Source organism: Ideonella margarita, assembly GCF_038066635.1.
Classification (GTDB): domain Bacteria; phylum Pseudomonadota; class Gammaproteobacteria; order Burkholderiales; family Burkholderiaceae_C; genus Ideonella; species Ideonella margarita.
Window position 1 is genome coordinate 126,592 of record NZ_JBBUTI010000002.1, and the last position, 24,084, is coordinate 150,675.

The 24,084-nt window shown below is 65.1% G+C and carries 20 protein-coding genes; 2 read left to right on the plus strand and 18 right to left on the minus strand.

From position 1 onward, the window contains the following. The first annotated feature begins 140 nt into the window (after positions 1-140). The gene (gene zwf, locus AACH00_RS03565) at positions 141-1,586 is read left to right on the plus strand and encodes a glucose-6-phosphate dehydrogenase (RefSeq protein ID WP_341397590.1); all 1,446 of its coding nucleotides are present in this window, start codon (positions 141-143) and stop codon (positions 1,584-1,586) included. After that, positions 1,586-2,452: a MurR/RpiR family transcriptional regulator gene (locus AACH00_RS03570; protein ID WP_341397591.1), complete on the plus strand. Its 867-nt coding sequence runs from the start codon at positions 1,586-1,588 to the stop codon at positions 2,450-2,452. Before zwf ends, AACH00_RS03570 begins: the two co-directional genes overlap by 1 nt. An 82-nt stretch (positions 2,453-2,534) precedes the next feature. On the opposite strand, the gene AACH00_RS03575 is transcribed toward AACH00_RS03570, so the two are convergent. From AACH00_RS03575 to aroB, 18 genes are all read right to left on the minus strand, one after another. After that, positions 2,535-2,852: an STAS domain-containing protein gene (locus AACH00_RS03575; RefSeq protein WP_341397593.1), complete on the minus strand. Its 318-nt coding sequence runs from the start codon at positions 2,850-2,852 to the stop codon at positions 2,535-2,537. Positions 2,853-2,855: 3 nt separating this feature from the next. Further along, complete coding sequence (locus tag AACH00_RS03580) at positions 2,856-3,500, minus strand: MlaC/ttg2D family ABC transporter substrate-binding protein (protein ID WP_341397594.1); 645 nt, start codon at positions 3,498-3,500, stop codon at positions 2,856-2,858. Between the two features lie 108 nt (positions 3,501-3,608). Further along, positions 3,609-4,457 carry an MlaA family lipoprotein gene (locus tag AACH00_RS03585; protein WP_341397595.1) on the minus strand — a complete coding sequence of 283 codons (849 nt, stop codon included), beginning with the start codon at positions 4,455-4,457 and terminating at the stop codon, positions 3,609-3,611. Then, on the minus strand, positions 4,454-4,933 hold the full coding sequence (mlaD, locus tag AACH00_RS03590; protein WP_341397596.1) for an outer membrane lipid asymmetry maintenance protein MlaD: 480 nt from the start codon (positions 4,931-4,933) through the stop codon (positions 4,454-4,456). The genes AACH00_RS03585 and mlaD overlap by 4 nt, the downstream gene beginning before the upstream one ends. Positions 4,934-4,952: 19 nt before the next feature. Next, positions 4,953-5,735, minus strand: coding sequence for a lipid asymmetry maintenance ABC transporter permease subunit MlaE (gene mlaE / locus AACH00_RS03595; protein WP_341397597.1), 783 nt, complete (start codon positions 5,733-5,735; stop codon positions 4,953-4,955). After that, complete coding sequence (locus tag AACH00_RS03600) at positions 5,732-6,547, minus strand: ABC transporter ATP-binding protein (RefSeq protein WP_423221891.1); 816 nt, start codon at positions 6,545-6,547, stop codon at positions 5,732-5,734. Before AACH00_RS03600 ends, mlaE begins: the two co-directional genes overlap by 4 nt. Positions 6,548-6,681: 134 nt before the next feature. After that, positions 6,682-7,155, minus strand: coding sequence for a hypothetical protein (locus tag AACH00_RS03605; protein ID WP_341397600.1), 474 nt, complete (start codon positions 7,153-7,155; stop codon positions 6,682-6,684). Between the two features lie 91 nt (positions 7,156-7,246). After that, complete coding sequence (locus AACH00_RS03610) at positions 7,247-11,095, minus strand: pilus assembly protein (protein ID WP_341397601.1); 3,849 nt, start codon at positions 11,093-11,095, stop codon at positions 7,247-7,249. Between the two features lie 17 nt (positions 11,096-11,112). Beyond that, positions 11,113-11,736, minus strand: coding sequence for a pilus assembly PilX family protein (locus tag AACH00_RS03615; RefSeq protein ID WP_341397603.1), 624 nt, complete (start codon positions 11,734-11,736; stop codon positions 11,113-11,115). Positions 11,737-11,743: 7 nt separating this feature from the next. Continuing rightward, complete coding sequence (locus AACH00_RS03620) at positions 11,744-12,946, minus strand: PilW family protein (protein WP_341397604.1); 1,203 nt, start codon at positions 12,944-12,946, stop codon at positions 11,744-11,746. Then, positions 12,943-13,386 (minus strand): type IV pilus modification protein PilV, encoded by a 444-nt coding sequence (gene pilV, locus AACH00_RS03625; protein ID WP_341397606.1) that lies wholly within the window; start codon positions 13,384-13,386, stop codon positions 12,943-12,945. The genes AACH00_RS03620 and pilV overlap by 4 nt, the downstream gene beginning before the upstream one ends. Before the next feature lie 2 nt (positions 13,387-13,388). Then, entirely contained in the window at positions 13,389-13,982 is a 594-nt protein-coding gene (locus tag AACH00_RS03630; RefSeq protein WP_341397608.1) for a GspH/FimT family pseudopilin, read from the minus strand. Beyond that, positions 13,976-14,440 (minus strand): type IV pilin protein, encoded by a 465-nt coding sequence (locus AACH00_RS03635; protein ID WP_341397609.1) that lies wholly within the window; start codon positions 14,438-14,440, stop codon positions 13,976-13,978. Before AACH00_RS03635 ends, AACH00_RS03630 begins: the two co-directional genes overlap by 7 nt. A gap of 221 nt (positions 14,441-14,661) precedes the next feature. Next, positions 14,662-16,128 carry a glutamate synthase subunit beta gene (locus tag AACH00_RS03640; RefSeq protein WP_341397610.1) on the minus strand — a complete coding sequence of 489 codons (1,467 nt, stop codon included), beginning with the start codon at positions 16,126-16,128 and terminating at the stop codon, positions 14,662-14,664. 32 nt (positions 16,129-16,160) lie between these two features. Further along, the gene (locus AACH00_RS03645; RefSeq protein ID WP_341397611.1) at positions 16,161-20,912 is read right to left on the minus strand and encodes a glutamate synthase-related protein; all 4,752 of its coding nucleotides are present in this window, start codon (positions 20,910-20,912) and stop codon (positions 16,161-16,163) included. A 119-nt stretch (positions 20,913-21,031) separates the two neighbouring features. Further along, on the minus strand, positions 21,032-21,742 hold the full coding sequence (locus tag AACH00_RS03650) for a transposase (RefSeq protein ID WP_341397612.1): 711 nt from the start codon (positions 21,740-21,742) through the stop codon (positions 21,032-21,034). Between the two features lie 44 nt (positions 21,743-21,786). Beyond that, a complete protein-coding gene (locus tag AACH00_RS03655; RefSeq protein ID WP_341397613.1) occupies positions 21,787-22,941 on the minus strand; it encodes a deoxyguanosinetriphosphate triphosphohydrolase in 1,155 nt (384 codons plus the stop codon). Continuing rightward, positions 22,938-24,050, minus strand: a complete 1,113-nt coding sequence (aroB, locus tag AACH00_RS03660) for a 3-dehydroquinate synthase (protein WP_341397614.1) — start codon at positions 24,048-24,050, stop codon at positions 22,938-22,940. The genes AACH00_RS03655 and aroB overlap by 4 nt, the downstream gene beginning before the upstream one ends. Positions 24,051-24,084: the final 34 nt, after the last annotated feature.

Below are 24,084 nucleotides of genomic sequence, written 5' to 3' on the forward strand. Positions count from 1 at the left end.
CGATCCGCCGTGCGCGCCAGTGTGGGGCACAGACGATTTCAGGACAAACCCTAGGATGCCCGGCAGAGCGCCCGCAGGCATTGACCCCCTCAAGAAACTCATGCATCATCCAACAGGTAATTAAATTACACATCGAAATCATGTCCTTCGACCTCGTCTTCTTTGGTGGCACCGGCGACCTCACCTGGCGCAAACTCATGCCCGCCCTCTTCCAGGCGTTCCGCCACGGCAAGCTGCCGGCCGGTGGTCGCATCCTGGCCGTGGCCCGCGACGAGCGCACCGACGAGGAATACCGCCAGTTCATCCGCGAACGCTTCTCCGAGGTCGACAGCTCCAAGCGGCCGTCGGACGAAGAGTTCGACCGGTTTGCCGCCCTGCTGCACTACCGCCGCATGGACCTGTCGCAGCCGACCGATTACGCCGGTCTGAAGCAGTGGCTGGACGACCGCGGCGCCGACACCGCCGTGCTTTACCTCGCCACCAGCCCGCACCTGTTCCCGGCCATTTGTGAACAACTGGGTGCCGCCGGCCTGAACCACGACAAGGTGCGTGTGGTGCTGGAAAAGCCGCTGGGCCACGACCTGGCCAGCGCCCAGGAAATCAACCGCGTGGTGCGTTCGGTGTTCACCGAACAGCAGGCCTTCCGCATCGACCATTACCTCGGCAAGCCGTCGGTGCAGAACCTGATGGCGCTGCGCTTCGCGAATGCGCTGTTCGAGCCCCTGTGGCGCCGCGAGAGCATCGCCAACATCCAGATCACGCTGGCGGAAAGCCTGGGCGTGGGCACCCGCGGCGACTTCTATGACCGCACCGGCGCCCTGCGCGACATGATCCAGAACCATGCGCTGCAGCTGCTCACCATGATCGCCATGGAGCCGCCGTCAACGAATGACGCCGACGCCATCCGCGACGAGAAGCTCAAGGTGCTGAAGTCGCTCAAGCCGTTCACCGCCGAGTCGGTCACCCGCGATGTGGTGCGCGGCCAGTACCGCGCCGGCAATGTCGACGGCAAGTCGGTGCCGGGCTACCTCGAAGAGGTGAAGGTGCCAGCCGACAGCCGCTGCGAAACTTTCGTGGCGCTGCGCACCGAAGTGCAGAACTGGCGCTGGGCGGGTGTGCCGTTCTACCTGCGCACCGGCAAGCGCCTGGGCGCACGTGATGCGCAGATCGTGGTGAATTTCCGGCCCGTGCCGCACCCGATCTTCCCGTCGGCCGGGCATGCCAACAAGCTGGTCATCAAGCTGCAGCCGGAAGACGGCCTGGAGCTGCATCTGCTGGCGGCCAAGGGCGCCGGTCAGGGCGACGCACTGTCACCGGTGCGCCTCGACCTGGACTTCGACAAGGCCTTCCCGACCGACCGTGTGGGCGCCTACGAGCGTCTGCTGCTGGACGCGATTGCCGGACGCCTGAACCTGTTCGTGCGCAGCGATGAGCAAGAGCAGGCCTGGCGCTGGGTCGAGCCCATCCTGGACGCCTGGGAAAACAGCGGCAGTGACCTGAAAACCTACGCCGCCGGCAGCTGGGGCCCGGCCGCAGCCAGCGCCCTGGTGGCCCGCGACGGCAACGCCTGGGCCGAGGAGCAGTGATGCTGGACCGTATCCGTGCCTCCATCCCTGCCCTGCCGCCCGCCGAGCAACGGGTGGCCAAACTGGTGCTGCTGGATGCACGGAGCTTTGCCTCCATGCCGGTGGGTGAACTGGCCGAACGCGCCCACGTCAGCAAGCCCACGGTGGTGCGGTTCTGCCGCAGCGTGGGCTACGACGGCCTGGCCGACTTCAAGCTGAAGCTGGCCGGTGTCGTCAATGAAGGCGTGCCCTTCGTGCACCGTGCGGTGGACGAAGACGACAAGCCCTCGGACATCATCGTCAAGGTCATCGACAACGCGGTGGCCGCGATGCTGAAGTACCGCAACGATGCCACCGGCCACTCCTTCGAGCGTGCGATGGAGGCCTTGACGGCCACCGCCGTGGCGCGGGGCCGTGTCGAGTTCTACGGTGTGGGCAACTCGGGCATCGTGGCCCAGGACGCCCAGCACAAGTTCTTCCGGCTGGGTGTGAACACCGTCGCGATGAGCGATGGCCACATCCAGATCATGAGCGCGACGATGCTCAAGCCGGGTGACTGCGCGGTGGTGATTTCCAACTCAGGCCGCAGCAAGGACCTGATCGACGTGGCCGAGATCGCGCTGCGCAAGGGCGCCACGCTGATCATCATCACGGCCAGCGCATCTCCGCTGGCGCAGCTGGCCCAAAGCAACAACCAGATCCTGCTGGCGGCCAACCACCCGGAAGACTACGACCGCTACAGCCCGATGGTCTCGCGCATGCTGCACCTGATGATCATCGACATCCTGACGACCGGCGTTGCCCTGCGCCTTGGCCAGGAGATGCGCCCGGCCCTGCAGGAGATCAAGCGCAATCTGCGCACGCGGCGTTACGCGCAGCCGGAGTGAGGTGCGGGCAGGCGCTGCCCAAGCCCCATGAAAAAAGCCGCCCGAGGGCGGCTTTTTGCTGTGCGAGAGGTTCGTACATCCATCAGGATGTCGCTGACACCGCTGCAGGCGCGGCCTGCGCAACCGGCAATCCAAGCAGGTCCTGCACACCGTAGAGGTGCGCCAGCTCCACCAGGCGCGCCGGCGCATTCACCACCACCAGCGTACGTTGCTGGCGCCGCGCTTCACGCTGGCACTCCAGCAACACGGCCAGGGCCGAGGTGTCGATCTGGGCCAGCGCGGCAGCGTCCATCGTGACCGCCGGCGTACCGGAGGCCGCCATGGCCGACACCAGCGCCTTCAGCGTGGGCTTGGCATCACGCAGCGTCAGCTGCTGGGGCAAGGCCAAGGTCGCCGACACGATTCAGCCCTTGCCGCCGGAAGCGGCCTTGTTCTTCTCGGCCAGCTTGGTGATCAGGCCGTCGAGGCCGCTGGCACTGATTTCCTGGGCGAAGCTGTTCTTGTACTGCTCGACCAGCCAGATGCCCAGCACGTTGACGTCATAGATCTTCCAGCCGGCAGCCGTCTTTTCCAGGCGGTAGTCGAGCTGGATCGGCTCGCCCTTGCCCTTGATCTCGGTGCGCACCACCACCTCGGTGTCTTCAGCGGCCGCACGGAAGGGCTTGAGGCCGATGGTCTGGTCCTTCACCTGCGTCAGGGCACCTGCATAAGTGCGCACCAGCAGGGTCTTGAACTCGTCCTGCAAGCGCTTCTGCTGCTCCGGCGTGGCCGAGCGCCAGTTCCGGCCGACGGCCGACGCGGTCATGCGCTGGAAGTTCACGTTCGGCATCACCTTCGTGTCGACCAGCGCGATGATCTTGCTGACGTCACCACCCTGGATGGCCTTGTCGGCCTTCACGGTGTCGATGACTTCGGTCGAGACCTGGCGAATCAGCGCGTCAGGCGCAACCAGCTGCGCCTGGGCCTGCGCCAACGGGGCCAGCAGGGAAGCCGTGGTGGCCAGGGCCAGACTGATCGCCATACGGCGGGTGATGAGGGACATACGCATTCAGATTCCTTTCGGCAAACCCACAGAGGCTTGCTGGGCTACATCACAACGCGGCAAGCCGAGTCGCGGTGGACACGCCGGCCGTGAAGCCCAGCGCGCAAGGGTTGATCATTTCACAGGATCGGCTGGCGCCGGGACCGGAGCCGGCGTCGGGGCAGCTTGAGCAGGTGCTGGTGCCGGTGAAGGTACCGCCACAGGTGCCGGAGCCGACTCATCCGCGTCGCTGGCAGATGAAGCGTCCATGTCAGGCTCTTCCGGCGGGTTGCCGTCCCAGACCTGATTCAGGCGGCGAGCCAGGTAGGCGTCGCGAAGAAAGCTGTACTTGTCGAGCGCCACATCATCCAGCAGCCGGGACGCGGTGAGCAGACCGGCGCGGGTGCTCACGGTCTGCAGCATCACCGTGGCAATCACGTCGTTCGTGCCGTTCACGAAGGCACTCGGGCCAGCCATGCGGTCGACAGGCAGCGCCACGGCATCACGCACGGTGGACGGCCCGAAGACCGGCAGCACGAGGTAGGGGCCCGAAGGCACGCCCCATCGGCCCAACGTCTGGCCAAGGTCTTCGCTCTGGCGCTCCAGGCCCATTTCAGAGGCCGGATCAAGCAGGCCGGCCAAGCCGAACACGGTGTTGGTCGACACGCGCATCGCCATGCGGGTCGTCGCTTCGCCCTTGCCTTGCAGCAGCAGGTTCACGGTCGACCAGACGTCGCCGATGTTGCCGAAGAAGTTGTCAACACCTTGCCGCAGCAGCTCAGGCACGGCCTTGCGGTAGCCCTCGGCCAGCGGCTTGAGCAAGGCCACGTCGATGGCGTCGTTGAAGCCGTAGATCGACCGGTTGACGTTCTCGAACGGATCACGCGGTGACGGCGCAGCCACCGCCAGCGTGGGCAGGTACAGGGCCGTCAGCAGGCACACAACACCCTGCCGCAAACGCGCCGGGGTCAGGCGTGATGTCACTTCTTGTCCCCAGTCTCACCGGATTCGGCGGCCTTGTTGAACAGGAACTGCCCAATCAGGTTCTCGAGCACCACGGCAGACTGGGTCTGCTTGATGACATCGCCTGCCGCGAGGTTCTTCTCGTCGCCACCGGGCTCGATGCCGATGTACTGGTCACCCAGCAGACCGGCGGTCAGGATCTTGGCGGACGAGTCACGCGGAAACTCCACCGTCTTGCTGATCTCGAGCGTCACCACGCCTTGGTAGGTCTGGGGGTCCAGGGAAATCGACACCACACGGCCCACGTTGACGCCTGCGGCGCGGATGGGCGCGCGGGGCTTCAGGCCGCCGATGTTGTCGAATCTGGCCTTCAGCTGGTAGGCATCGCCCGACGCGAAGCTCGCGAGGTTCGCCGCCTTCATGGCGAGAAAGACCAGGCCAAGCGCGCCGAGCACGACGAACAGGCCGACAAAGATTTCAATGCTTTTCTTGTTCATGATTCATTGCCCTCTGCGTTCAGGGGGTCGAAAACATCAGGGCGGTGAGGACGAAGTCCATCGCCAGGACACCGAGTGAAGCGATGACCACCGTGCGGGTGGTGGCGTGGGCCACACCTTCCGGGGTTGCCTGTGTTTCGTGGCCTTGGTACAGCGCCACCGTGGTGCAGATGACGCCAAACGCCATCGACTTGACGACGCCGTTGCCGACATCGCGCCAGACGTCGACCTTGGCCTGCATGATGGACCAGAAGTTGCCCGAGTCGACACCGATGAGCAGCACGGCCACCACGTAGGCACCGAGGATGCCGATGGCCGAGAAGAGCACCGCCAGGATCGGCATCGACACCACGCCGCCGATGAAGCGCGGGGCCAGCACGCGTGAGCGCGGGTCAATCGCCATCAGCTCCATGGCGGCGAGCTGCTCACCGGCCTTCATCAGGCCGATCTCGGCCGTCAGCGACGTGCCTGCACGGCCGGCGAACAGCAGCGCGGTCACCACCGGGCCGAGTTCACGCACCAGCGCGAGGTTGACGATCAAGCCCAGCGACTCGGCCGCGCCGTAAGCCACCAGCGCGTAATACATCTGCAGCGCCAGCACGAAGCCGACCGCCAGGCCCGAGGCCAGGATGATGACGAGCGAGCGGTTGCCGATGGCATGCACCTGAGCCACCACCAAGCCAAACCGGCGCAAGGCCATCGGGGTGAAGCGGACCAGGTCCCAGAAGAAGAAGGTGGCGTGGCCGAGGGTTTGCAGCCAGCGCAGCACGGCCGCGCCCACGCCCTGGATGAATGCCGTCATGCGCCCAGCCCCAATGCGGTGGCCAAAGGTTCAGCCGGGTAATGGAAACGCACCGGGCCGTCCGGTTCGCCGCGGATGAACTGGCGGACTTCCGGGTCTTCAGACGCATTCAGCTCAGCCGGGGTGCCGTGCGCCACCACCTTGCCCTGCGATGACAGCAGGTAGGCGTAATCGGCGATGGCGAAACACTCCTGCACGTCGTGGGAGACCATCAGCGAGGTGGCGCCGGTGGTGTCGTTCAACTTGCGGATCAGGTTGGCCGTGACGCCCATGGAGATGGGGTCGAGGCCGGCAAAGGGTTCGTCATACATGATGACTTCCGGGTCCAGCGCCACCGCACGCGCCAGGGCGATGCGGCGGGCCATGCCGCCGGAGACCTGGCTGATGCGCAGGGGGGCGGCACCGCGCAGGCCGACAGCATTGAGCTTCATCAGCACGATGTCGCGGATCATGGATTCGGACAGATCCGTGTGTTCACGCAGCGGGAACGCCACGTTCTCGAACACGGTCAGGTCGGTGAACAAGGCACCAAACTGGAACAGCATGCCCACGCGGCGACGCAGCCGGTAGAGCTGCGCCTTGTCGCGCGGATCCACCACTTCACCGTCGAACACCACACGTCCCTTGGTGGCCGGATAGACGCCGCCAATCAGCCGCAGCAGCGTGGTCTTGCCGCAGCCAGACCCGCCCAGAATGGCAGTCACCTGGCCTCGGGTGAAGCGCAGGGAGACGTCATTGAGGATCGTTCGGCTGGGGTCGTAACCGAAGGTGACGTGGTCGATCTCGATCAGGGGATTGGGCAAGGGCTCAATCGGCAGGCGCCGGCGTTGGGCTATGAATAAAGCCTCGGCAGACGGCGCCAAGAGCTTCGGGACAACCCGTAGGATAACGGATGCGGCAATTCCGCATGCGGTGCGGCTTGTTGCACTTTCGTCAAGACAACGTTTCAGGGAACCGGCAGGCCGACACGGATTTCCTTCACCGACGCCACATCCTGGCCATCGCGACGGGCCGGGATGTGCGGGGTAGCCTGCAACGCAACCGCCAGCCGGCGGGCGAAGGGCTCGTCAGCCGGATCACACGACACCACTTCCACGCGCTCGACATCCCCGGATGCCGAAATGTGCAGGCGCAGCACGATCAGCCGGCCGGTGGACGCGACACCCTCCACCACGCTCAGGTCGGGTGAGGTGCGCGCCAGCGCCGGCCGATCAGGCAGCAAGGTGCGCTCTTCAGTGCCCTGGGTGATGGACAGCGTCTCCTGGGGCGGCAGCCGCAAATCAGCCATCTGCTGCCACTCGATCAGGCTGGCCGGCCCCAGAGGTGCTTCCGGCAGTGGCAAGGCAAGGGGGTCTTCCCCCGCGATCACCGACGGCGGCAGCAGGCGCACCTGCAAGGCCGGCAACTCCGGCAGCGGCATGTCCCGCTCAAGCGGCTGAGCCCTGTCCTGCAGGGCCCACCATGCACCAAGATGCAAGGCAGTAGCGGCCAGGCCCGCCACCGCCCGAGGGTCAATTGACAGTCGAGATTTCACGCCAGTTCAGTCGGCGCAGGCTCGGCAGGTCTTGCTGCACGGTGAGGCTCTTCACCTGACCGCTGCTGTCGCCCACGGTGACGCGCACTTCACCGTCCACCGACTGCACGTTCACTTCAGTGGCCACACCGCTGGAGTTGCTCACCGATGCCAGCGCAGTGCCGTTTGAATCCAGCAGCGACGTCTTGCCCTTGGCGAAATTCACCGCGAAGTAGCGGCTGGTACCGGCCGGAGAACAGGCATCGCCGTTCGGCAGATTGACCGCAAACGCTGCCAGGCTGCCGCTGACGTCGCCGTCCACGTTCATGCGTTCGGCGATGCGGCTGGTGACACTGAACGTGTGATACCAGCCGACTGGTGAGGCCGTGCCCGAGATGCCGGTGGTCAGGTCCGTCACGCGCGACAGGTCTGCGCGCCCGAAGGGCATGGTGTAGCCCGAGGGCAGTGTGGCGGAGGTGAAGAAGCCGCCACTGCTGCCGGTGCCGTCGACGATGGCGACAAACGCCTGCGTCTGGCTGCTGCTGATGTCGCTGTCCGCCAGCAGCCGGCCGGTACCGACCATCACATAACGCTTCTGGGTGGTGGGGTCGACGCCGATCAGCGGCTTGGTGGTCACCGACAAGGCGTTGTCGGACGGATTGGTCAGCGTGGCCAGCTTCACCGGTGCCGGATAGCTGCCGCTGGTGGCCGTCAGATCAAAGCGCCAGACATTGCCCGCCAGATCGGCACCGTAGACGGCATCGGCCGTGTAGTCGGTCAAGTCCGGAATGTAAGCCCGGATGTTGCCCATGTTCAGCGGCGCGGAGGTGGTGCCGGCCGTGGTGGCGACGGCCTCCAGCAGCGCGCCGGTGCGTGGGTTGACGATGAACAGGTAGGCCTTGCCGTCACTGTTGTTGTAGCCCGAAGCCAGCAGCACCACCCAGCCGTACTTGGCCGTCTTGACGACGTGCGGCTCACCGTAGCTGTAGCCCATGCGGGAGTCGGTGAACTCCCACATGACCTTGCCGGCCACGGCGGTTTCCGAAGTCCACGACGTCGGATCGGTCACGTCGATGGCGTAGTAGCCACGACCGCCCTTGCCCAGGCCGCCGATCAGCACGGTGCGCCAGGTGCCTTCGGCCAGCGAGGTGCCGGAGGTCTTGCCCAGGTCAATGTCGAAGGCCAGCGGCGTGGCGTTCACGTAGAAGTGATGGCTGAAGCCCGGATTGCCCAGCGCGGCCAGGCCGTAGGTACCGAAATAGCGGTCCGACGACGTGGACGACTCGCCGTAGGTGAAGCTCGGGATGTAGGCGAACAGCTCCTTGCCCTTGGTCGTGCTGCTGCCCGACACGGTGCCGTCGAAAGCGTGCAGCATGCCGTCGTTGGCGCCGGCGTACACCACCGTCGCGCGGTTCTTGTACGTGGTCTTGAAGGCGCTGTAACCCGGGTTGGTGGCGTCGTAGTACGGGAACTGCGGCGCTGCCACCGGGTTCGCCTTCGATCCGACGATGTCGCCGAGGCGGAAGTTGCGGTTGCGATAGGCGCCACCGTTCTTCTGCTCCATCAAGCGATTGCCGCGCAGGTACGACAGGAAATTCGCCGCCGACTGCGTACCGGTCACCCCCGGGACGGCGCCGAAGGACGTGTACAACGTGCGGCTGTGCAGCGTCGCTGCGTCCATCGCGGTGGTGGTGAACGGCAGGGCCGCACCGGCACTGGTGCAGCACGTGACGATCTTGCGGTCCGTGGTGGCCATCGCGTCGAGCAGCGCACGACCGTCCCACACATCGGTCAGCGTGACATTGCCCGATGCATTGAAGGTGGCGGTCGAGCCCGTCACATTGCCGGTCCAGTTCTTGGGGTCGTAGCTGGCAGCGTAGCTGCCGTTGCCCGAGCTCGACACCTTGCGGGTGGCCGAGCTGGAAGCGGTGGTGACCTGGCTGTCAGCCTCGCTCACGATTTTCGAGAAAGCCGCATTCAGGCCGTCCACCATGGCGCTGCCCTGGTTGGCACCGAAGTAGTTGTCCGGACGGGGATTGCCAGCCACGACGGGCGTGGTGTTGGTATTCCAGGAGGATGTCGGCAGCGTGGACGATGAATTTGCACTGTCGTAGGGGCGGAAGCCATCGGGCACGGTGAAACCACCGTACTTCGCGGCCAGCCAGTACTCGCTCTTGTGCCAGTAGCTCTGGCCTTCCATCACGTCCACGAAGTACGTATTGATGGTCTGGCTGCCGGAAAGATCAGACCGCATGTCCACTGTGTGGGCGTCATAGGCCAAGCCCGCCACGTAGTAGGTGTCAGCCCGGCCGGCGCTCAGGTAGCTGGTCGCAATCGATGCATTCAAGCCTTCCAGCTTGGCCACCATGGCCGTGGCGGTGGTGACATTGACGCTGGTATCGGCCGTCACCGTCGAGGGCGTGGCCGGCTCCTCAGCCGCGGACCACAGAGACGTGCCAGGCAGGTTGGCATCCCGGTGGGTGTTGACGTCACCGATCGCCAGAATGAAGTTCTTCTGGCAAGCGTAGATGATCGGGTCTGACCAGGTGGTCGCCACCGGGAAGCCGTCCAGCCAGGTGGTCTTGTTCGCGGTCGTTGCGCCAGACATGCTGGCGTACTCCGGCACCGGTCCCAGGTTCTTGAAGTAGCGCAGGATGGTGTAGTAGAGCTCGCTCACCGGGTCGAAACTCTTGTAACGGCTGCCACCGGCCGTCGTCAGGCCAAACTTGTTCAGGTAGTTCATCGCCCCGCTCTGGCTGACGGTGACACCAAAATCGGCGGTGGAAGACGTGGCCAGCGCACTGTCGGGGTTGGTGAGCATCACGCCAGTGCTGCCATCCCATTCGGCGTCGGGGTTGGTGATGTCGCTCGAACCAGGCACGGGCTTGGTCGGGCCGAGGTAGCGCATCGGTGCGCGCAGCACGCCGCCGTCGCGCAGCTTGTTGGAATCATTGAGGTAGCCGAAGGCTGCGAACCGCAGCTTCTTCGAATACTTCTGCATCAGGCCTTCCGGCTTGTAGTTGTCGCCGTAGGCCACGCAGTTGTCTTCCTTGGTGACCCCGGAAGAAGGCTTGCAGACCTGCACGTTGATGAACAACTCATACGTGGTGGCAGCGTCGGCCAGATTGCCACTGCCGGCTGAGGCGTAGGAGTTCTGGGCGTTGTAGTCGCTGCGAGTGTTGTTTGCCAAGCAGGCGACGTTTCGGACACAGCCCGAGGTGGGCGCGCTGTCGTTGGTGCCTGCGACCACGTTAGTGCCGGTGATCAGCAGCGAAATGCCGCGATTCTTGATACTGGAGGTGGCACTGACCCAGTTGAACGGCGTGGCGCCGGTGACCGCGGTGGTGATCGTCTTGTCAGGCGCAATGCTGCCACCACCGGTGACGTCGGCGTAGGTCTTGGTGATGACCGTGTTGCTGGCGGTGTCGGTGGTTCGGTAGCCGCCGGTCAGTGCCCAGCGGAAGATGTCCAGCGTCTGCATCGACGCCCAGTTCAGGTAGTTGCCGCTCCACAGCGGCAGTGAGCCGGTGCTGGTGCAGGTGCGATCGGTCGCAGCCCGGTTTGGCGCGAAATAGCTGTTCGTCGGAGTCGTCGCGTTGTAGATGTAGCGATAGCACTTCTCAGGGTCAAAGTAGCCGACGAAGCTGGACGCCGAGGAGTAAGCCGTGGTGCTCGGGTACGACGGCGTGGTGGCGGTGGGCCACTCCACTGACAGCGCCAGCGCGACATTGCCCGGCACCGAGGTGGTGGAGAACAGCGGGGCATCGGCCAGATCAACGGCGGATGCCGTGCCGACATACAGCAAGGAGGCGGCCAGCAGAGCTGACAGGGGGCGCCAAGTGGTCATGGGGAGTCCTCGTTGCTTCACAGCGCGATGATCGACTGGAAAAACGCCTGGGTGGAGCGTGGTCCGTCCACTCGGACGGAGATGCGGTAGGCGGTGCCGGTGCACTTGAGCGTCTGGCCGCCCATGGAGGCCGAGTCCTGCCCGCCCTTGGCGGAGCAGTCCAGCGGCAGGCGGGTGCATTGGCTGTCTGAGGGCGTGCCGGTGGCCATGCACAGGCGGTCAATCACGGTACGCACCGTGACACCGGCGGTCGTGTCCGTCAGGTCGGCAGCACTCATTTCAGCGTTCGTGAACGCCGTGTCGTCGGTCAGCACCGTGGGCACGCCCTGGGCATTGCTGGCCAGGCGAATCGCCGAATAGTTGGACGAATCCAGGTCGTTAGCGCGCGCAGTCGAGGTGCTCAAGGCGCCCGTCGACAGCCGCGCCAGCGCCTGCGACAAACCGCGCTCGCCCTGGTTCTTCAGATCACGCCGGAAGGCCAGCTGGCCGGCCAGCTGCGACGTGGTGTCGGACGAGCGAACCAGCGCAATGCCGCCGGCCATCAGGATGGCCAGGGCGATCAAGGTGATGATCATCACGACGCCGCGCTGCTGGCTGGCACGCGCGGACCGTGACCGATGAATGAGGGAAGACTTCAACATGCTCGGCTCACAGCATCAGGTTGTTGCGCAACACCAGCGTGGTGTCGACCACGCGGTAGCGGTAGCGCTGCTCGGTGGTGCTCAAGGTGCGGGTCTGGCTGAGACCGGCCCCGGCAAGATCCGGGAACAGCGTCAGCGAGCTCGGGCTGACGGCCGTCTTTTCGAGCAGCGGCAGGCGCATGATCATCGCCACCCGCACCGCCTTGATCTGCTGCAGGCGGGCGTTTGCCGTGGCCGAGCCCGCCGTCAGGTTGGCCGGCGCGTAATTGCCCGTGGAGGGCGACACCCAGCTGTCGATCTCGCCGTCGTTGTCGGTGTCCACGCCGTAGATGGCATGCATCTCGAACACGCCCTGCGTGCGGGCCTGCAAGGCCTGGTCGGCGCCGGCCGTCTGCAGCAGGTCGTAGGTGAACAGCGTGTCGTTGTCGCCCACGCCGATGACCAGGAACTGCGGCGGGTTGGTGGTGGGGTTGCCCAGCGGCAACGCCATGGCGTCTGCGGAGTAACCGGTCAGCGACGTGCTGTTGATGGTGCCACCGTGGAAGCTGCCGCCCAGCGTGAGCGAAGTGGCGGTGCCGCCGGTGAACGTGGAGTCCACCTGCGTCACCATGCACGGCACGGCCGCGCCGCCGGTGCCGTTGGGGTCAGCCACCAGCAGCATGTCGCCCGCGGCATAGGACAGCGTGTTGTTGAGCGTCAGTGCTGTGGTGCCCGGCGCGGCGGTCATCACCGAGGGTGCCCCGCCAAAACCAGCTGAGCCGCCCATGACCACCAGCACGTCCGACGTGGCGCCGCTGCTGCCCGGCGTCGTGGCATTCGGCAGGATGATGACCGGTGCAAGCGCAAAGCGGCGCGATCCATCGGGATTCACGCTGGCGAACGGGGCAGGCAAGGCAGCCGACCGCGGCAACGTTTGCCCGCTGGCCGCAGTGGCGGTGAGGCGGCAGCCGTAAGCGTAGTCTGCAGCGGCCAGAAAGCCGCTGCCTGCGCTGCGAACCCACTGGTCGAGCTGGTACTGCACGATGTTGCCGGCCTGATCCAGGTCATTCAAGCCCCCGGTGATGCGCTTGCTGCCTTCGGACGACGACAGCACGGCAAACAAGGCCAGCGACAACACCATGCCGATGACCAGCGACACCATCAATTCGATGAGCGACAGGCCGGCCTGACCGAGGCGCGCAGCCGCGCGGAAGACAGGGCGCTGCATCATGGAGCTCCGGGCAAGGTCACCTGGGTGACGTACTTGGAAGACGGGCCGGACGCACCACGCGCCACCGAGGTCCAGTTGATGGTGATGGTGACTGTGCCGGCGGCATCCGGCGCGCTGATGGTGCGCGTGGCCGACGGCAGACCCGAAGTCTTGTCGTCCTGCAGGCGCGCTGTCCAGGCGTTCAAGGTGGCGGTGGGCACCGTGGTGCTTTGTGCGCCCCACATGGCCGCGACCAGGTCATTGGCCATCAAGGCGGCGCGGCTGCGCTCAGCGGCTTCGATCGAATACCGCGTGGCCTGGGCCTGCAATCCGACCAGGCCCAGCACGCCCAGCGAGAAGATCAAGATGGACACCAGCACCTCGATCAGCGAGAAGCCATGCTGGCGACGGTGAGGGCCGGCGCGGCGCGCACGCCGTGCGGAGGAAGAGGCTCGCGTCATGATCAGCATCCGTCCGGTGAGGTGGCGGAAACGGTCTTGGAGGTGTCGCACATGCGCACCCGGCCACCCAGCGACACCTGAACGCGCATCGTCTTGGTGGCAGCCGTGCCGGCAAAGGTGATGGCCGTGGGCGTGGCGTCGGTCGGCGCTGTGCAAGCCACACCCAGATTGTTGGCCGTCGAGGTCATCGTGACCTGCTGACCGAAGGCGTTGAAGCAGATCGCGGCCGGGCCGGTGACCGTGACGCCCAGCGAGGCCGGGTCAGTGCCGCCCTTGAGATACAGGCCCGTGTCATCGCTGTCCACCGTGCGACGGATCAGGCGGGCGACCCAGCGGGTGCCGTTGGCCTCCGGGCTGGCATCAACGGCAGGGGTGGCGTTGGTGAGGATGAACGCCGCCGGACGACTGCGCTTGATGGCTTCTGCCTGCGTCAGACGAATGGCGTTCTGCACGGCATCCGCGGACGAGCGGACACGCGAGTTGGCGATCAGGTCTTGCGCCGCCGGCACGACGGCCGCCATGACGATGCCTGCCACAGTGAGCGTCACCATCAACTCGATCAGCGAGAAGCCCCGCTGGGACGAACGCATCAGCATGTGCCGCCCTTCCGCATGATCCAGCAGTTTTGAGGCGCCGTGCCCCAGGCGGTTGGCATGGCTGTGGTGCGCTGGGTGCCGTCTTGATTGATGGTGTAGGTGAAGGCCGAGGTGGTGCCCGTGCCCGTGGCGGTGGCCGTCCAGGTGGTGGCGGTCACGCTGCCGCAGGCGATGCCGAACTGGCCAGCCGTGCTGCTGACGCACGGTGTGGTCGGGCCGCTGGTGACCGACGCGTAGGTGCGGTTGTCCTGATAGTGCTGCTCCATGCGCACACGCAGGCCGGCCAGCGCGTTCGTGGCGTCCACCAGACGGCCGCGCAACACGTAATCCTGGTACATCGGCAGGGCCACGGCGGTGAGGATACCGATGATGGCCACCGTGATCATCACCTCGATCAAGGTGAAGCCGCGTGCACGCTGGGTGGACGAACGGATGATCGAAGCGGATGCAAGGCGCATGGTGTTCTCTTTGGGTATGGAAATGGCCGGCATGGTCGACGGTGCCGGTCTGCTGCATTATCGACAGTGCCGATGGGGCTTCAAGACCAGCCGGGGTGGCGGTCAGCTCCGGGCGGATCAACGGTGCGCAGGCATCGACAAGCGGCACGGACGAAAAAAAGCCCCGCGGCCGGGGCCCGGGGCTGGTGGCTGGGCGGCGCTTGCCACCCGGCGCTTGGTGATCAGCGAGGCAGCGTGGTGGCGCCCATCAGGAAGCCGTCGATCTCGCGGGCGGCCTGGCGGCCTTCGCGGATCGCCCAGACCACCAGGGACTGGCCGCGGCGCATGTCACCGGCAGCAAACACCTTGTCGACGTTGGTGCGGTAGCCGGTGTCGGCTTCCACGCCCGCCTTGATGTTGCCGCGGTTGTCCTTGGCCACGCCGAAGGCGTCCAGCACGGTGGCGACCGGGTTCACGAAGCCCATGGCCAGCAGCGCCATGTCGGCCTTCAGCACCTGCTCGGAGCCGGCCACTTCCACCATCTTGCCGCCCTGCCATTCGAGGCGAACCGTCTTCACGCCGGTCAGCTTGCCCTTTTCGCCCAGGAATTCCTTGGTGGCGATGGCGAACTCGCGCTGGCAACCCTCCTCGTGGCTCGACGAGGTGCGCAGCTTGATCGGCCAGTACGGCCAGGTCATCGGGCGGTTCTCGGTTTCCGGCGGCATCGGCATCAGTTCGAACTGCACGACGCTGGCAGCGCCGTGGCGGTTGCTGGTGCCCACGCAGTCGCTGCCGGTGTCGCCACCGCCAATCACCACGACATGCTTGCCATCGGCGCGCAGCTGGCCCTTGAGCTTGTCGCCCGCGTTGACCTTGTTCTGCTGCGGCAGGAACTCCATCGCGAAGTACACGCCGTCCAGGTCGCGGCCCGGCACCGGCAAATCACGGCTCTGCTCGGAGCCACCCGCCAGCAACACGGCGTCGAATTCGGTCTTCAGCTGTTCCGGGCTGACCGTTTCCTTGGCCCAGTTCGTGACCTTGCTGTCCTTCGGCATCTCGCCCACCAGCACGCCGGTGCGGAAGGTCACGCCTTCGGCTTCCATCTGCTTCACGCGGCGGTCGATGTGCGACTTCTCCATCTTGAAGTCAGGAATGCCGTAGCGCAGCAGGCCGCCGACGCGGTCGTTCTTCTCGAACACCGTGACGCTGTGGCCGGCGCGCGCCAGCTGCTGTGCGGCTGCCAGGCCAGCCGGGCCGGAGCCGACCACGGCCACTTTCTTGCCGGTCTTGACGTCGGCCACCAGCGGGGTGACCCAGCCTTCGTCCCAGGCGCGGTCGATGATCGCGTGCTCGATCGACTTGATGCCCACCGCGTCGTCGTTCACGTTCAGCACGCAAGCCGCTTCGCAGGGCGCCGGGCAGATGCGGCCGGTGAACTCGGGGAAGTTGTTGGTGCTGTGCAGCACCGTGATCGCGTTCTTCCAGTCGGCCCGGAAAACCAGGTCGTTGAAGTCAGGGATCACGTTGTTGACGGGGCAGCCGTTGTTGCAGAACGGCGTGCCGCAGTCCATGCAGCGTGCGGCCTGAACCTTGGAGTCGTCAGCCTTCAGGCCGATGACAAATTCCTTGTAGTTCTTCAGCCGCTTTTCGACGGGCTCGTAGCCCTCTTCGAGACGCTCGTATTCCAGAAAGCCGGTGACTTTTCCCATGATGCTTGTTTCCTGATGTCGTCGTGGGGTGCTTACTTGGCGGACACGGCCTTGACAGCCTTCTTGTCACCCTTGGCCTTGCCGACGACGTCGGTGGCCTGCTTGCGGGCATTGATCTCACCCAGCGCGCGCTTGTATTCGTTCGGGAAGACCTTCACGAACTTGGCACGCGATTCAGCCCAGTGGTCGAGGATGTCGCGGGCGCGCAGCGAACCCGTCCACTTGTGGTGGTCCTCGATCAGCTTCTTCAGCAGGGCTTCGTCAGGCTGATCGCGGTGCCAGATGGCAGCCGGGATGCTGGCTTCCTGCTCATCACGCGGCAGCACCTTGTCCAGCGACACCTGCGCGGTGTTGCAACGCTGGGCGAACTTGCCGTCCTCGTCGAACACGTAAGCCACACCACCGGACATGCCGGCCGCGAAGTTGCGACCCGTCTTGCCCAGCACCACCACCGTGCCGCCGGTCATGTATTCACAACCGTGGTCGCCCGTGCCTTCGACCACCGCCGTGGCACCCGACAGGCGCACGCCGAAACGCTCGCCAGCCACGCCGCGGAAGAAGGCCTCGCCGCTGGTGGCACCGATCAGCGCGGTGTTGCCGACGATGATGTTCTTGGTGGAATCGCCACGGAACTCGATGCTCGGGCGCACCGCGATGCGGCCACCCGACAGACCCTTGCCGGTGTAGTCGTTGGCTTCACCGATCAGGTACATCGTGATGCCCGGGGCCAGGAAGGCGCCGAAGCTCTGGCCGCCGGTGCCTTCCATCTGGATGAACAGCGTGTGGTCCGGCAGGCCTTCGGCGCGGTGGCGGATCAGCTCGCCCGACAACATGGCACCGACCGAGCGGTTCACGTTGCGCGCGTCTTCCATGAACTGGACCTTCTCGCCCTTCTCGATGGCGGCGCGGCTCTTCTCGATCAGCTTGCGGTCGAGGGCCTTGTCCAGGCCGTGGTCCTGCGACTCGGTATGCATGCGCGGCACATCGGCCGGCACGGCCGGGATGTGGAACACCTTGCTGAAGTCGAGGCCCTTGGCCTTCCAGTGCGAGATGGCCTTGCGGGTGTCCAGCAGGTCGGCGCGGCCGATCAGCTCGTCGAACTTGCGCAGACCCAGCTGGGCCATGATCTGGCGCGCCTCTTCAGCCACGAAGAAGAAGTAGTTCACCACGTGCTCGGGCTTGCCCGAGAACTTCTGACGCAGCACCGGATCTTGCGTGGCCACGCCCACCGGGCAGGTGTTCAGGTGGCACTTGCGCATCATGATGCAGCCCTCGACCACCAGCGGCGCGGTGGCGAAGCCGAACTCATCCGCACCCAGCAGGGCGCCGATGACCACGTCGCGGCCGGTCTTCATCTGGCCGTCGGCCTGCACGCGCACACGGCCGCGCAGACGGTTCAGCACCAGGGTCTGCTGGGTTTCAGCCAGGCCCAGTTCCCACGGCGTGCCGCAGTGCTTGATCGACGACCAGGGCGACGCGCCCGTGCCACCGTCGTGGCCGGCGATCACGATGTGATCGGCCTTGCACTTGGTGACGCCGGCAGCGATGGTGCCCACGCCCACTTCGGACACCAGCTTGACGCTGATGCTCGATGCCGGGTTGACGTTCTTCAGGTCATGGATGAGCTGCGCCAGGTCTTCGATCGAGTAGATGTCGTGGTGCGGCGGCGGGCTGATGAGGCCCACGCCCGGCACCGAGTGACGCAGCTTGCCGATGTATTCAGAGACCTTGCCGCCAGGCAGCTGACCGCCCTCACCCGGCTTGGCACCCTGGGCCATCTTGATCTGGATCTGGTCAGCCGACACCAGGTACTCGGTGGTCACACCGAAACGGCCCGAGGCCACCTGCTTGATGCGCGAGCGCAGGCTGTCGCCGGCGTTCATCTCGTAGTCGGCTTCGATGACGTCGGCGCCGACCACTTCAGACACCTTCGTGCCCTGGGTGATGGGGATGCCCTTCAGCTCGTTGCGATAACGCGCCGGGTCTTCACCACCTTCGCCGGTGTTGCTCTTGCCGCCGATGCGGTTCATGGCCAGGGCCAGCGTGCTGTGAGCCTCGGTGGAAATCGAGCCCAGCGACATCGCACCGGTGGCGAAACGCTTGACGATGTCCGACGCCGATTCCACTTCCTCCAGCGGAATCGCCTTGCTCGGATCGATCTTGAATTCGAACAGGCCGCGCAGGGTCAGGTGGCGCTTGCTCTGATCGTTGACGATCTGCGCGTATTCCTTGTAGGTGTCGAACTTGCCCGAGCGGGTACTGTGCTGCAGCTTGGCGATGGCGTCCGGCGTCCACATGTGCTCTTCACCGCGGGCGCGCCAGGCGTATTCACCGCCGGTTTCCAGCATGCTGTCGAGCAGCGGGTCGGTGCCGAAGGCGGCGCGGTGGTTGCGCAGGGCCTCTTCAGCCACTTCGAACACGCCGATGCCCTCGACCTGGGTGGCGGTACCGCGGAAGTACTTCGACACCAAGTCACGGTTCAGGCCGATGGCCTCGAACAGCTGGGCGCCACAGTACGACATGTAGGTCGACACGCCCATCTTGGACATGATCTTCGAGAGGCCCTTGCCCACCGCCTTGATGTAGTTGTAGATCGCCTTGTCGGTGGACAAATCGGCCGGCAACTCGGCATGCAGCGAGGCCAGGGTTTCCAGCGCCAGGTACGGGTGCACGGCTTCAGCGCCGTAGCCAGCCAGCACGGCGAAGTGGTGCACTTCGCGGGCCGAGCCGGTTTCCACCACCAGGCCGGCGGTGGTGCGCAGGCCTTCACGCACCAGATGGTGGTGAACGGCGGACAGCGCCAGCAGCGCCGGGATGGCCACGTTGCCGCGGTCCATCTGGCGGTCGGTGATGATCAGGATGTTGTGGCCGCCCTTGAGCGCATCCACGGCTTCCGCACACAGCGACGCCAGCTTGGCTTCAACGCCAGCCTTGCCCCAGGCCAGCGGGTAGGTGATGTTCAGCTCATAGGATTTGAACTTGCCGTTGGTGTGCGCCTCGATGCTGCGCAGACGGGCCATGCCCTTGAAGTCGAGCACAGGCTGCTCCACTTCCAGACGCATCGGCGGGTTCACCGCGTTGATGTCCAGCAGGTTCGGCTTCGGGCCGATGAAGCTGTTGAGCGACATCACGATGGCTTCGCGGATCGGGTCGATCGGCGGGTTCGTGACCTGGGCGAACAGCTGCTTGAAGTAGTTGTACAGCGGCTTGTTCTTGTCCGACAGCACGGCCAGCGGGCTGTCGTTGCCCATCGAGCCGATGCCCTCTTCGCCGTTCATGGCCATCGGCGCCATCAGGAACTTGATGTCTTCCTGGGTGTAGCCGAAGGCCTGCTGGCGGTCGAGCAGCGACTCACCAAAGGCGGCCGGGCCGACGCTGGCGGTCTCGATGTCATCGAGGCGCACGCGGACGTTGTCGATCCACTGGCGATACGGACGCGCGCTGGCGTACTGGTTCTTCAGCTCTTCGTCGTCAACGATGCGGCCCTGCTCGAAGTCGATCAGGAACATCTTGCCGGGCTGCAGACGCCACTTCTTGACGATCTTGTTTTCCGGGATCGGCAGCACGCCGGATTCCGAGGCCATCACGACCAGGTCATCGTCGGTGACGATGTAGCGGGCCGGACGCAGGCCGTTGCGGTCGAGCGTGGCGCCGATCTGCTTGCCGTCGGTGAAGACCATGGCGGCCGGGCCGTCCCACGGCTCCATCATCGACGCGTGGTATTCATAGAACGCGCGGCGACGCTCGTCCATCATCTCGTGCTGTTCCCAGGCTTCCGGGATCATCATCATCGCGGCCTGGGCGAGCGGGTAGCCGCTCATCGTCAGCAGCTCAAGCGCGTTGTCGAAGGTGGCGGTGTCGGACTGGCCTTCGAAGCTGATCGGATACAGCTTGGGCAGGTCCTCACCCAGCACCGGCGACTTCATCACGCCTTCACGGGCACGCATCCAGTTGAAGTTGCCCTTGACGGTGTTGATTTCACCGTTGTGGGCGACCATGCGGTACGGGTGGGCCAGCGGCCATTCCGGGAAGGTGTTGGTCGAGAAGCGCTGGTGCACCAGGGCCAGGGCCGAGACGGTGCGGGCATCTTGCAGGTCGAGGAAGTACTTGCCGACCTGGTCAGCCAGCAGCAGACCCTTGTAGATGATCGTGCGGCAGCTCATGCTGGGCACGTAGTACTCGCGGCTGTGGGTCAGCTTCAGCGCCTGGATGGCGGCTGAGGCCGTCTTGCGGATGACGTACAGCTTGCGCTCGAGAGCGTCGGGCACGATCACGTCAGGGCCGCGGCCGATGAAGACCTGGCGGATCACGGGCTCGGTGGCGCGCACGGCCGGGCTCATCGGCATCTCGCGGTCGACCGGCACATCGCGCCAGCCCAGCAGCACCTGGCCTTCGGCCTTGATGGCGCGTTCCAGTTCCTGCTCGCACGCCAAGCGCGACGCATGTTCCTTCGGCAGGAAAATCATGCCGACGCCGTATTCGCCCAGCGGGGGCAGTGCCACGCCTTGCGCAGCCATCTGTGCACGGAAGAATTCGTCGGGGATCTGGATCAGGATGCCGGCGCCGTCGCCCATCAGGGCGTCCGCACCCACGGCGCCGCGGTGGTCGAGGTTCTCGAGGATCTTCAGACCCTGCTCAACGATGCCATGCGCCTTCTGGCCCTTGATGTGGGCAACAAAACCGACGCCGCAAGCGTCATGCTCATTCGACGGGCTGTACAGCCCGCCCTCGGCCAGGGCTTCAATTTCTTCGCGGGACACATGACCCGATGCAGCCTTGTTCATGGCGCAATCCTCGACGGTAGCTAGGGATAAACGCGAGGATAAAGCCAAGCCCCCAACCCTTCAAGCACTATTAAATGGGGTCAGAGTCAGATTAAATATCTGGAGAGGAGAGGCGAGATTTAATTGGGGACAGAGTCAATGCCCGGCACCTTGCGCGGCCGGCCACGTGGGCGGGGGCTCAGGTCACGTTGGGTCAACACGCCAACCTGGTGGACAAAGGCATCGTTGCCGAGCGTCGCCCCCCTCATCAGCGTCGCGGTGATGTGTTGGCGGTCTGTGTCGGACAGCCCCTCCTCCAGCCAACGGCGATAGTTGATGTCACGCTCAAACGGCGTGTTGCCCAATTGCCAGAAGGCAGGATGGTCGGTGATCAACGGATCCCGCCGCTCACCAATGTGGTGCGACAGGCTCGACCACGGCCAATCAAGCAAGCCTGAGGCCAGCCCTGCGCGGTGGGGGTTGAGTTCGATGTATTTGAGACAGGACAACAGCCATCCGTCAGCGTCGATGACCTGTGCACGGAAGCGCCCTTCCCAGAGCGTCCCCGTGCGGCCATGGCGGTGGTTGAACCAGCCCACGTACCGGCGACCCAGGCTCTGCATCATGCGGCTCAAGCTCTGCTCGGTGCTCGGCGACACAAGCAGGTGCACATGGTTGTCCATCAGCACATAGGCGTGGATCGACACCCGGTGTTCAATGGCAACGTCCCCCAGAACCTGCAGGTAGTGTTTGCGATCGACATCGTCGTGCACGATCAGGCCGCGGTTGTTGCCACGCTGGATGACGTGGTGTGGGTGGCCGGGCGCCACCAGTCTTACTTGTCTCGCCATCTGGCAAGCTTAATCTACTCTGACCCCATTAACCGAGGTAATGATCAGTCGGCTTGCGGGAACAGGCGCTGTCCGGTCAGGCGGTGGTGTTCGCGGGTGGCGAAGCGGTCGGTCATGCCGGCGATGTAGTCGCAGACGGATCGCGGAAGATCGGCGGCTTGGGCGTAGTCGTCGGGCATTTCAGCGGGTGCGCTCAAATACGCGGCGAACAGGTCGCGGATGATCTGGCGGCCAGCCTCGGTGGTGGCCACCACCTGGGGGTGGCGATACAGTTCGCGGAACATGAAGCGCTTCATGTCGGCGCTGGCCTGTTTCATCTCGGCACTGAAACCGATCAGCGGGCCGAGCAGCCGGGCGGCTTCGGCATCTTCGGGTGCCGCCTCGGCCAGACGGGCACGGCTCGCGTCGATCACGTCGTAAACCTGCGCGGACAACATGCGCCTGATGGTTTCGGCGAGCTGCCTCTTGACGGTGGCACCCGTCAAGGCGGGGTGCGCTGCCATCGCGTCCTGAAAATGGCGCTCGAACAAGGCCACCCCACGCAGTTGGTCGAGCGACAACAAGCCGGAGCGCACGCCATCGTCGACGTCATGCGCGTTGTAGGCAATCTCGTCAGCCAGATTGGTCAGTTGCGCCTCAAGGCTGGCTTGATGGCCGAGCATGAACCGCTGTCCCACCCCACCCGGCTCTCGCTGCTCCATGCGCTGCGCCAACGCGAGCGGGCAACGCTTCAGCACCCCCTCGCGGGTTTCAAAGCACAGGTTCAAGCCGTCCCAGTCGGGGTAACGCTGCTCGAGCTCGTCGACCACGCGCAGACTTTGCAGGTTGTGCTCGAAACCGCCGTGGGCCGCCATGCAGTCGTTCAAGGCGTCTTGGCCGGCATGGCCGAACGGCGTGTGGCCAAGGTCGTGCGCCAGGGCGATCGCCTCAACCAGGTCTTCGTTCAGCGCCAAGCTGCGCGAAATGCTGCGGCCCAGTTGCGCCACCTCCAGCGAGTGGGTCAGCCGCGTGCGGAACAGGTCACCTTCGTGATTCAGGAAAACCTGCGTCTTGTAGACCAGGCGCCGGAAGGCGGTGGAATGGACGATGCGGTCCCGGTCGCGCTGGAAGTCGTCGCGCGTGGGGGCGGCCGGCTCCGCGCGCCTGCGACCCCGGCTTCGTTGGGGCCAACTGGCCCACGGCGCCAGCGGTGCATTCATGCGGGTTGGCAGCAGGCAGCCAGCGTTTGGCGCACCAAGGCTTCGGGCGCCGGGCGCATCACCGCCGAGCCCAGCTTGTCGATCAGCACGAAGCGGATTTCGCCGCCCTGAGACTTCTTGTCGACTCGCATGTGCTCCAGGTACTCCTCGGCTGACAGCGCGGGCGCGACCACCGGCAGGCCGGCGCGCGAAATCAGTGCCCGCAGACGATCGGCAAAGCCGGCAGGCATCAGGCCGCAACGCTCTGACAGATCCGCCGCCATCACCATGCCCGCAGCCACCGCCTCGCCATGCAACCAGGTACCGAAACCCAGGCCCGCTTCGATCGCGTGGCCGAAGGTGTGACCGAAATTCAGAATGGCGCGCAGGCCACCTTCCCGCTCATCAGCCCCAACCACGGCAGCCTTGATTTCACACGAGCGCTGAACCGCATGAGCGATCAATGCAGGCTCCAGCGCGACCAAGCCCTCCATGTGCTCTTCGAGCCAGGCCAGGAAAGACGCATCGGCAATCGGGCCGTACTTGATCACCTCGGCGAGGCCGGCCGACACCTCCCGCGCAGGCAAGGTGCGCAGCGTATCCATGTCGCAGATCACCCGCACCGGCTGGTAGAACGCACCGATCATGTTCTTGCCGAGAGGGTGATTGACGGCGGTCTTGCCGCCAACGGACGAATCAACCTGCGACAGCAAGGTGGTGGGCACCTGCACAAAAGGTACGCCGCGCATGTAGCAGGCAGCGGCAAAACCAGTCATGTCCCCGACAACTCCGCCGCCCAGCGCATACAGCACTGACTTGCGGTCTGCCCCATTGGCCAGCAGCCGATCGAACACGAGGTTCATCGTCTGCCAGTCCTTGTGAGCCTCGCCGTCTGGCAGCACCAGCACGTCCACGCGGTTGTGTAGCGCCGACAGTTGACGTTGAAGCACATCGGCATAGAGCGGTGCCACCACCTCATTGGTCACCACCAGCGCCTGGGCAGACTTCGGGAGATCAGACCAGGTAGCGGCCGCATCCAGCAGGCCGGCGCCGATCACGACATCGTAGGAGCGATCGCCAAGGGCGATGCCGACCTTGGTCGGCGCAAGAAGATTCGAAGGAGCAGACATGCAGAGAAGTGTAGTTGGATGGTGGCCTGAGCCC

Excerpts from the sequence above, each read along its gene's own strand:
- AACH00_RS03580 (WP_341397594.1), bottom strand. The coding sequence starts at position 3,500 with ATGCGTATGTCCCTCATCACCCGCCGTATGGCGATCAGTCTGGCCCTG.
- AACH00_RS03630 (WP_341397608.1), bottom strand. The coding sequence starts at position 13,982 with ATGCTGATGCGTTCGTCCCAGCGGGGCTTCTCGCTGATCGAGTTGATG.
- mlaE (WP_341397597.1), bottom strand. The coding sequence starts at position 5,735 with ATGACGGCATTCATCCAGGGCGTGGGCGCGGCCGTGCTGCGCTGGCTG.
- AACH00_RS03635 (WP_341397609.1), bottom strand. The coding sequence starts at position 14,440 with ATGCGCCTTGCATCCGCTTCGATCATCCGTTCGTCCACCCAGCGTGCA.
- mlaD (WP_341397596.1), bottom strand. The coding sequence starts at position 4,933 with ATGAACAAGAAAAGCATTGAAATCTTTGTCGGCCTGTTCGTCGTGCTC.
- aroB (WP_341397614.1), bottom strand. The coding sequence starts at position 24,050 with ATGTCTGCTCCTTCGAATCTTCTTGCGCCGACCAAGGTCGGCATCGCC.
- AACH00_RS03655 (WP_341397613.1), bottom strand. The coding sequence starts at position 22,941 with ATGAATGCACCGCTGGCGCCGTGGGCCAGTTGGCCCCAACGAAGCCGG.
- AACH00_RS03615 (WP_341397603.1), bottom strand. The coding sequence starts at position 11,736 with ATGTTGAAGTCTTCCCTCATTCATCGGTCACGGTCCGCGCGTGCCAGC.
- AACH00_RS03645 (WP_341397611.1), bottom strand. The coding sequence starts at position 20,912 with ATGAACAAGGCTGCATCGGGTCATGTGTCCCGCGAAGAAATTGAAGCC.
- AACH00_RS03640 (WP_341397610.1), bottom strand. The coding sequence starts at position 16,128 with ATGGGAAAAGTCACCGGCTTTCTGGAATACGAGCGTCTCGAAGAGGGC.
- AACH00_RS03620 (WP_341397604.1), bottom strand. The coding sequence starts at position 12,946 with ATGATGCAGCGCCCTGTCTTCCGCGCGGCTGCGCGCCTCGGTCAGGCC.
- AACH00_RS03610 (WP_341397601.1), bottom strand. The coding sequence starts at position 11,095 with ATGACCACTTGGCGCCCCCTGTCAGCTCTGCTGGCCGCCTCCTTGCTG.
- AACH00_RS03570 (WP_341397591.1), top strand. The coding sequence starts at position 1,586 with ATGCTGGACCGTATCCGTGCCTCCATCCCTGCCCTGCCGCCCGCCGAG.
- pilV (WP_341397606.1), bottom strand. The coding sequence starts at position 13,386 with ATGACGCGAGCCTCTTCCTCCGCACGGCGTGCGCGCCGCGCCGGCCCT.
- AACH00_RS03650 (WP_341397612.1), bottom strand. The coding sequence starts at position 21,742 with ATGGCGAGACAAGTAAGACTGGTGGCGCCCGGCCACCCACACCACGTC.
- zwf (WP_341397590.1), top strand. The coding sequence starts at position 141 with ATGTCCTTCGACCTCGTCTTCTTTGGTGGCACCGGCGACCTCACCTGG.
- AACH00_RS03605 (WP_341397600.1), bottom strand. The coding sequence starts at position 7,155 with ATGCCGCTGCCGGAGTTGCCGGCCTTGCAGGTGCGCCTGCTGCCGCCG.